General features: G+C 65.0%; 6 protein-coding genes. All 6 read left to right on the forward strand.

All coding sequences use genetic code 11. The features are described from left to right. Positions 1-47: 47 nt before the first annotated feature. The 6 genes from Q0R16_RS09025 to Q0R16_RS09050 all read left to right on the forward strand — a co-directional run bounded on the left by Q0R16_RS09025 (position 48) and on the right by Q0R16_RS09050 (position 8742). On the forward strand, positions 48-1685 hold the full coding sequence (locus tag Q0R16_RS09025; RefSeq protein WP_295635274.1) for an MFS transporter: 1638 nt from the start codon (positions 48-50) through the stop codon (positions 1683-1685). A gap of 15 nt (positions 1686-1700) precedes the next feature. Next, a complete protein-coding gene (gene alr / locus Q0R16_RS09030; protein WP_295635284.1) occupies positions 1701-2768 on the forward strand; it encodes an alanine racemase in 1068 nt (355 codons plus the stop codon). A 78-nt stretch (positions 2769-2846) separates the two neighbouring features. Continuing rightward, a complete protein-coding gene (gene phaR, locus Q0R16_RS09035; RefSeq protein ID WP_295635276.1) occupies positions 2847-3428 on the forward strand; it encodes a polyhydroxyalkanoate synthesis repressor PhaR in 582 nt (193 codons plus the stop codon). Between the two features lie 98 nt (positions 3429-3526). Beyond that, on the forward strand, positions 3527-5083 hold the full coding sequence (locus Q0R16_RS09040) for an aminoacyl--tRNA ligase-related protein (protein ID WP_295635278.1): 1557 nt from the start codon (positions 3527-3529) through the stop codon (positions 5081-5083). A gap of 16 nt (positions 5084-5099) precedes the next feature. After that, a complete protein-coding gene (locus Q0R16_RS09045; protein WP_295635280.1) occupies positions 5100-6413 on the forward strand; it encodes a M20/M25/M40 family metallo-hydrolase in 1314 nt (437 codons plus the stop codon). A gap of 58 nt (positions 6414-6471) precedes the next feature. Continuing rightward, entirely contained in the window at positions 6472-8742 is a 2271-nt protein-coding gene (locus tag Q0R16_RS09050) for a VacB/RNase II family 3'-5' exoribonuclease (RefSeq protein WP_295635282.1), read from the forward strand. The last annotated feature ends 137 nt before the right edge of the window (positions 8743-8879 follow it).

Here is an 8879-nt window from a genome sequence, read left to right on the forward strand (position 1 = left end):
CCCAGCATTGCGTTGTGCCCCCACAAAGGCCGGCGCCGGGGAGAAGCATGGGCAACGCGCAACCAATCATCGTCCCGAAGGCTGCCGCAGCTATCAGCACGAGCGACATTCGTCTGGTGATCGCCGCGAGTTCGGCCGGCACGATCTTCGAATGGTACGATTTCTTCATCTACGGCACGCTTGCCGCGATCATCGGCAAGGCGTTCTTTCCCGCCGATAACGCCACGCTGCAGGTGCTGTTGGTGTGGGCCGGGTTTGCCGTCGGCTTCGGCTTTCGCCCGCTCGGCGCGATCCTGTTCGGCTATCTGGGCGACAAGCTCGGGCGCAAATATACCTTCCTGGTCACGGTCACGCTGATGGGCATCGCCACCGCCGGGGTGGGGCTGGTGCCCTCGGCGAGCTCGATCGGGCTTGCCGCGCCCGCGCTCGTGCTGTTGCTGCGGATCGCGCAAGGCCTGGCGCTGGGTGGTGAATATGGCGGCGCCGCGATCTACGTGGCGGAACACGCGCCACCGGGCCGGCGCGGCTATCTTACCAGCTATATCCAGGCGAGCGTGGTCGGCGGGTTCGTGCTCAGCCTGATCGTGGTGCTGAGTTGCAAGGCGCTGCTCAGCGCCGAGGCCTGGGCCGCGTGGGGCTGGCGCATCCCGTTCCTTCTCAGCCTGGCGCTGCTGGCGGTATCGCTGTGGATGCGGCTGAAACTGTCCGAAAGCCCGGTATTCCGTGCGATGAAGGAAGAAGGCGAGCTTTCGGGCAATCCCTTCATCGAAAGCTTCACATATCCCGGCAACAAGCGGCGCATAGTCATCGCGCTGTTCGGCATTGCGGCCGGGCTGACGGTGATCTGGTACACCGCGATGTTCTCGGGGTTGAGCTTCCTCAAATCGGCGATGCGGCTCGACGATACTGCGGCAGAGATCATCGTCGGGCTGGGGGCAGGGCTGGGATGCCTGTTCTTCATCCTGTTCGGCCACATTTCGGATCGGATCGGGCGCAAGAAGCCGATCGTGATCGGCTATGCGCTTACGCTGCTGCTGCTGTTCCCGATCTTCTGGGCAATCGGCGCCGTGGCCAATCCCGGGCTGGCGGCAGCGGCGGCCAAGAACCCCGTCGTCGTTTCGGGCCCGGAATGTTCCTACAGTCCGCTGTCGAGCGAGCAGCCGACGCAGTGTGGCAAATTGCTCGGCGATCTTGCCGCTTCGGGGGTGAGCTATCGCCTGGTTTCCGCACCCACGCTGATGCTGGCGGTGGGCGGTGCACAAGTCGATTTTGGCGGTTATCCGTGGGCGGACAAAGCCGCGCGGGCCAAGCATTTGCAGGCGACGCTGACCGAGTTCGGCTATGATTTTGCCAAAGTGAAGCCATCGTTCGGGCAGTCCATCGCGATCATCGCGGGGCTGCTGTGCCTGATGGCGCTGTCGGGCGCGACATATGGGCCAGTGGCGGCTTTGCTGTCCGAAATGTTCCCACCGCGCATTCGCTACAGTTCGATGTCGATCCCGTACCACCTCGGCACGGGCTACTTCGGCGGTTTCCTGCCGCTGATTTCGAGTTACATCGTTGCCAAGACCGGAAATCCCTATTCCGGATTGTGGTACACCTGGGCAGTCGTGCTGGTGGCATTGCTGGTCGCGATCTGGGGCTTGCGGGGTGGATTGCCGACCGACTTTGCCGATGACGCCTGATGATGACGCCTGATGATGACGCCTGATCTTGGCGAACCGCCCGCAGCGCCCCCGGCAGCGCTGCGGCTGCGGATCGATCGCAAGGCGCTGGCGGCCAACTGGCGCGCGCTCGATGCGATGTCGGCGGGAACGGTCCACACCGGCGCTGCGGTCAAGGCCGATGGCTATGGCCTGGGTGCGGCGCAAGTCGTGCCGACGCTTGAAGCCGCCGGTTGCCGCGATTGGTTCGTTGCGCACTGGGGCGAGGTCGCAGCGCTGTTACCCTTGGTTCCAGCGGCCTCGATTGCGGTTCTGCACGGGCCCATGAATACGGCCGACGTGGCTTACGCGCGGGCAACGGGGGTTCGGCCGGTGCTCAACAGCCGGCAGCAGATCGCGCTATGGCTGGAAGCAGGCGGGGGGCCGTGCGACGTGATGGTTGATACCGGGATCAACCGGCTGGGGCTGGAACTGGCTGATCTGGGTGATGCGATGATCGCGCGGCTCGATATCGACTGCTGCCACAGCCATCTTGCTTGCGCGGACGAGGATTCGCCGCGCAACGCGATGCAATTGCAACGGTTTGCGCTGGCCCGCCAGCAGCTAACGGCCCGGCGGTACAGCCTGGCCAACAGCGCGGGCATTGCGCTCGGTGCGGCATTCCACGCAGATCTGACCAGGCCGGGCCTGGCGCTTTATGGCGGGCTAGCGCGGCCGGAAATGGCCGGGAAGATTGCGCAAGTCGCGCGGCCCGAAGCGGCGGTGATCCAGGTGCGAACGTTGTCGGCGGGTGACGCCGTCGGCTACAACGGCACGTTTACCGCGGCCGGTGCCATGCGCATCGGCGTGGTCGCGCTGGGCTATGCCGATGGATACTTGCGCTGCTGGTCGGGCCAGGGCGCATTCCACTGGCGCGGCCGCCGGCTGCCCGTGCTCGGCCGCATTTCGATGGACATGACCGCGGTCGATCTGAGCGCGGTGCCCGATGTGTGCGAAGGCGATTGGCTGGCGCTCGATTACGACTTGGCCAGTGCAGCAAAAATCTCCGGCCTTGCCCCGTATGAACTGCTCACTTTGCTCGGCCAACGCTTTGCGCGTGAATAATTTTCCGGTCTTGTTGCGCTGCACTTGCTGCGTCTGCTAAGTGAATGCAGCATTACCGCCTTGGAGAGGGCACGGCTCATGGCCAAGATTCACAAGACCGACGATATCGTCATCATCAAGAAGTACGCCAATCGGCGGCTCTACAACACCCATTCATCGAGCTACATCACGCTCGAACACCTGGCGCAGATGGTGAAGGACAACGTCGAGTTCAAAGTGCTCGACGCCAAGACCGGCGCCGACCTGACGCACACGATCCTCACGCAGATCATCATGGAAGAAGAATCGACCGGCGAGCAGATGCTGCCCACCAACTTCCTGCGCCAGTTGATCGGGATGTACGGCAATTCGATGCAGGCCATGCTGCCAAGCTATCTCGAAGCCTCGATGGAACATTTCCGCGAAAACCAGGCCAAGCTGCGCAAGGCAATCGAAGATTCGATCGGCGCCAACCCGCTTGCGCAACTGGCCCAGCGCAACCTTGAAATGTTCAAGGCTGCGGCCACCGCATTCGTGCCCGGCGCCGCCGGAAAAGCCGCGCCCGCGGGCGCACCCGTTGCTCCTGCGGCGGAACGTGCAGCGGGTGGTGACGATGAAATCGCGCTGTTGCGCCAGCAGATGGCCGCGATGCAGAAGAAGCTCGACGAACTGGCAAACTAGCGCTGCGATAATCTGGGGCTGCGATAATCTGGGGCTGCGATTCAGGCGGCGCGGGATTCGCAATTGCGGCCCGCCCGCTGCGGCTGTAGGCGGCAGGCATGAACCAGCCAGCCAAGAAATCGATCAAGCACGCGCTTCCCGTCACCCGCGAAGCCGACTTCGCCGCCTGGTACCAAGCGGTGATCGCCGAAGCCGAACTCGCCGAGGAATCGGGGGTGCGCGGCTGCATGGTTATCCGCCCGTGGGGCTATGGCATCTGGGAACGCATCCAGACGCTGATGGATGCCCAGATCAAGGCCGCCGGCGTTCAGAACTGCTATTTCCCGCTGTTCATCCCGCTGTCGTTTTTTGAAAAAGAAGCCGCACACGTCGAAGGCTTCGCCAAGGAAATGGCGGTGGTCACGCACCATCGGCTGATCGGTGATGGCAAGGGCGGGCTGGTGCCCGATCCCGAGGCCAAGCTCGAAGAACCGCTAGTGGTGCGCCCCACGTCCGAAACCGTGATCGGTGCGGCGATGAGCCGGTGGATCCAGTCGTGGCGCGATCTGCCGATGCTGACCAACCAGTGGGCCAATGTGGTGCGCTGGGAAATGCGCACGCGGATGTTTTTGCGCACCAGCGAATTCCTCTGGCAGGAAGGCCATACCGCGCACGCCGACCGGACGGACGCGATGGAAGAGACGCTGCGCGCGCTCGAAATGTACCGCGCCTTCGCCGAAGGACCGCTGGCGATGCCGGTGGTTGCTGGCGAAAAACCGGAAAATGAGCGGTTCCCGGGTGCGGTCGCAACATACAGCATCGAAGCGATGATGCAGGACGGCAAGGCGCTGCAAGCGGGCACGTCGCATTATCTGGGCACCGGCTTCGCCGAGGCTTCGGGCATCCGTTACCAGGATCGCGAGGGCACCCAGCAGTTGTGCCACACCACCAGTTGGGGCGTGTCCACGCGGCTGATCGGCGGCCTCATCATGACGCACGGCGATGACGATGGCTTGCGCGTGCCGCCGCAAGTCGCGCCGTTCCAGGTGGTGATCCTGCCGATGCTGCGCGACGGGCCAGACGATGATGCCGTGCTCGACGCAGCGGGTGCGCTGGCGAAGGAACTGGGCGCACAGATGGCGTTCGGCGAGCCGGTGCGGGTCAAGCTCGATCTCGGCGCGATCAAGGCTTCGACCAAGCGCTGGAACTGGGTCAAGAAGGGTGCGCCCTTGATCATCGAACTCGGGCCGCGCGACGTGGCGGCGGGCGTTGTTCCGCTGGTGCGGCGCGACCGGCTCTATACGGCGGAAGGCAAGCTTTCGGCAGCGTCGGTCGAGCGCGCTGCGATTGCCGATGCGGTCGTGGCCGCGCTGGAGGACGTGCAGAATAGCCTCTACGCCGAAGCGCGCGAACGGCGCGACGCCGCGATCCGGCCGATGACCCATTGGTCAGAAGTCGAAACCTATTTTGCCGGTGACGAGGTCGCGGTGAAGGGCTGGGCGCGGGTTTGCTGGAGCAGGCCGACAGGTGCGCTGCTGGACGATGTGGTGGCACGGCTCAAGGCGTTGAAGCTGACGATCCGTAACACGCCGATCGATGCGCCGGCGCCTTCCGGAGCCTGCATCTTCACCGGAGCCCCCGCTCTGGAGACGATCTATCTTGCGCGGTCCTACTAAGGTGCGCCGGCTTTGCATGGGCATTGCAGTCGCGTTGTGCAGCGTTTCGGGCACTGCAATCGCTGCCGACAAACCCGAGGTCTCGCCGGATCGGCTCCGCGCCGATGTGGCGAAGCTGGTCTCGTTCGGCACGCGGCACACGCTGTCGCCGCAGACAGATCCCGTGCGCGGAATCGGCGCGGCGCGGACCTGGGCCGAAGCGGAATTTCGCAAGATTTCTGCGGCTTGCGGCGGGTGCCTGACGGTCTCTTTGCCCGAACGCATGGTCAGCGGCCCGCGGATCACCACGCCGGTGCGGCTGGTCGACGTTGTGGCGATCCAGAATGGCACCGAACGGCCCGACGAGGTCGTGATCGTCGAAGGCCACATCGACAGCCGCGTTTCGGACGTGATGGATTTCACCAGGGACGCACCCGGTGCCAACGATGACGGGTCGGGCACAGCGCTCGTGCTCGAAGCTGCCCGCGTCCTTTCGAAACAGCGGTTTGCGGGCACAATCGTCTATGCCATCGTCTCGGGCGAGGAGCAGGGGCTGTTCGGCGGCAAGCTGCTGGCCGATACCGCAAAGGCCAATAGCTGGCGCATCAAGGCGGTGCTCAACAACGATATCGTCGGAAACACGCGCGGCTCGGACGGGCTGGTCGATGATACCCACGTCCGCGTGTTTTCCGAAGGCCTGCGCGCCGATGCCGATGACAAGCTGCGCGCCGCGATCCGCCGCGATGGTGGCGAAAACGATAGCCCCAGCCGCAACCTTTCACGCTGGATCGCCGGGCTGGCGAGCGGCGATCTCGCGGTGCGCCAGGTGTGGCGCGCCGATCGCATGGGCCGTGGCGGCGATCACCTGCCGTTCGAGGAACTGGGCTATCCGGCGGTGCGCTTTTCGGTCGCGGTCGAGAATTACGAGCACCAGCACCAGGACCTGCGGGTCGAAAACGGCGTGCGCTATGGCGACACGATCGAGCACATGGATTTTGCCTATCTGGCCAAAGTGACGCGGCTCAACGTCCGCGCGCTGGCCGCGCTGGCGCGCGCTCCGATGGCGCCGACCGCGACGACGCAAGCCGCGGTGCAGACTTTCACCGACGTGGCGTGGACCGCCGTGCCCGGCGCGGTCGGCTACAAGGTCTGGCGCCGCCGCACCGACGCGGCGGCGTGGGAACGCGCACCAATCGCGCAGACCGCCGAAACCCGCGCTCACTTGCCCGACCTGCGCGGCGACGACTGGTTCCTTGGCGTCAGCACGGTTGCGGCCGATGGCAGCGAAAGCCCGATCGCCTCGGCCGTGCCCGGGGGCGGGTTCGAACACGGTGCAGCCGCCGCTCACTAAGGCTGCATCGTCTCGCCAAAGATTGCCAAGTCGTGGCGTTGGGGCCACAGCACGCGACATGTCGCACCACAAAGCGCCCGATCCGGGTCTCCCCAGCCGCCAGCAGGTCCTCGATTTTATCGCCCAATCGCCCGATGATGCGGGCAAGCGCGAACTCGCGCGCGCCTTCGGGCTGAAGGGGCAGGAAAAGATCAAGCTCAAGGCCTTGCTCAAGGACATGGCCGACGAGGGGCTGATCGACGGCAGCAAGCGCGCGTTCCACCGCATGGGCGGCATCCCGCGCGTGACCGTGTTGCGCGTGGTGACGATCGAGGACGGCGAGGCGATTGCGGTGCCCGACAATTGGGAAGCCGAAGGCGGCATGGCACCGCCGAAAGTGCGATTGGTAGAACGCGGCAAGGGGATGTCTGCCACCAAGGTCGGTGACCGTGTGCTGGCACGGACCGAGGAATCGGGCAGCGGCTGGCGCGCGCATCCGATGAAGAAGCTGGCGGTGCGTGCCGATCAGGTGCTCGGCGTGATCGAGATCGACGCCAGCGGCCAGGCCTGGCTGGCGCCGGTCGACAAACGCATTCGCACTGCAACGAAAGTGGCCGACGTGGGCGAGGCGGCTTCGGGCAACCTGGTGCTGGCAGAACCGATCGGGCGCAGCGAACGCGCGGGTGTGAAGGTGACGCAAGTACTCGGCGATCCGCTGGCGCCGCGCGCGTTCAGCCTGATTGCGATCCAAAAGCACGGCATTCCGTTCGCTTTCTCCCCCGAAGCCGTGGCCGAGGCACAAGCGGCATCGAAATTGCCCGTGCTGCCAGAAAGCCGCGAGGACCTGACGCACCTTCCGATCGTTGCGATCGATCCGGCCGATGCACGCGATCACGACGATGCGATCTGGGCCGAGCCCGATTCCGATCCGGCCAACCCCGGCGGGTTCCGCGCGGTGGTGGCAATCGCCGATGTCAGTTATTATGTGCGGCCCGGCGGCAAGCTCGACCGCGAGGCGCGGACGCGCGGCAATTCGGTCTATTTCCCCGACCGCGTGGTGCCCATGCTGCCCGAAGTGCTGAGCGCCGAAGTCTGCTCGCTCAAAGCCGGCCAGGCGCGTGCTGCGATGGCCTGCCACATGACGATCGATGCCCAGGGCCGGCTGCGCGACTGGCGCTTTACTCGCGCGCAGGTGCAGATTGCCGAGGTGATCGCTTACGAGGAAGCGCAACGGCGGATCGATGCGGGGGAGGCGGCGCCTTATCTCAACGACTTGTGGGCGGCTTGGAAGCTGCTCGATGCGGCGCGCGCGGCGCGCGAACCGCTGGCGCTCGAATTGCCCGAACGGCGGGTGACGCTGGACGAGATGGGGCGGATCACCGAGGTGGCATTGCGCGAACGGCTCGATGCGCACCGCGTGGTCGAGGAGTTCATGATCGCGGCCAACGTGGCGGCGGCCAAGGCGTTGGAGGCCAAGGCCGCGCCGGTGGTCTATCGTATCCACGAAGCGCCGAGCCGCGAGAAGCTGGTCGCGCTCAAGGACTACATGGCGACGTTCGGGCGCAAGTTGGCGCTGGGGCAGGTGGTGACGCCGGGGCTGTTCAACCGGATGCTCAAGGACATTTCAGACGATGCCGAGCGGATGCTGGTGATGGAAGCGGTTCTGCGCAGCCAGACCCAAGCCTATTACGGGCCGCGCAATGCCGGGCATTTCGGGCTGTCGCTGGGCAGTTACGCGCACTTCACCAGCCCGATCCGTCGCTATTCGGACTTGCTGGTGCACCGTGCGCTGGTAGATGCGTATCATCTGGAGCAGCCGCGCCCCGAGGACCGCTCGATCCTGGCGGCATCGGGCTTGTCAGAGCAGGACCGCGCTGATCTTGGCAAAGTCTCCGACGCGATCAGCCAGACCGAGCGCCGCGCGATGGAGGCCGAGCGCGATACGATGGACCGCTACGTTGCCGCCTGGTTGTCGGTAAGGGTGGGCGAGGTGTTCGACACGCGCGTGATCGGGATCCAGAAATTCGGACTGTTTGCCACCATCATCGGGTTGGGCGGCGATGGGCTGGTGCCGATTTCCACGCTGGGTGAGGAATATTTCACCCATGACGAGAAAGCCCAGGCACTGGTGGGCGAGAAGACCGGCACGCGCTTCGAACGCGGGCAGTTGCTCAAGCTGCGACTGGCCGAGGCCAATCCGCTGACCGGTGCGCTCAAGTTCGAGCCGGTGGATGCCGAACCCGGCGCGGGCAGGGTGGAACGGCGCGGGGATCGGCCGGCGCCCAAGTTTGCGCGCCAGAACAAGCGCGGGCGGCCGGCGAACATCAAGCATCAAGGGCGGAAACGCTAATACCAACCTGCCGTGAGGCTGACTCACGGGGGGGATTCCCAAACTGGCGAAATTCTGAATCAATGGCGCCCTGCAATTGGAGGGCGTGACCATGGGATCAGCGATCAGCTTGAGGGAAGATTTTGACAGCACAGCGT

Origin of the sequence: Novosphingobium sp., from assembly GCF_025351285.1 — a bacterium.
Lineage (GTDB): Bacteria > Pseudomonadota > Alphaproteobacteria > Sphingomonadales > Sphingomonadaceae > Novosphingobium.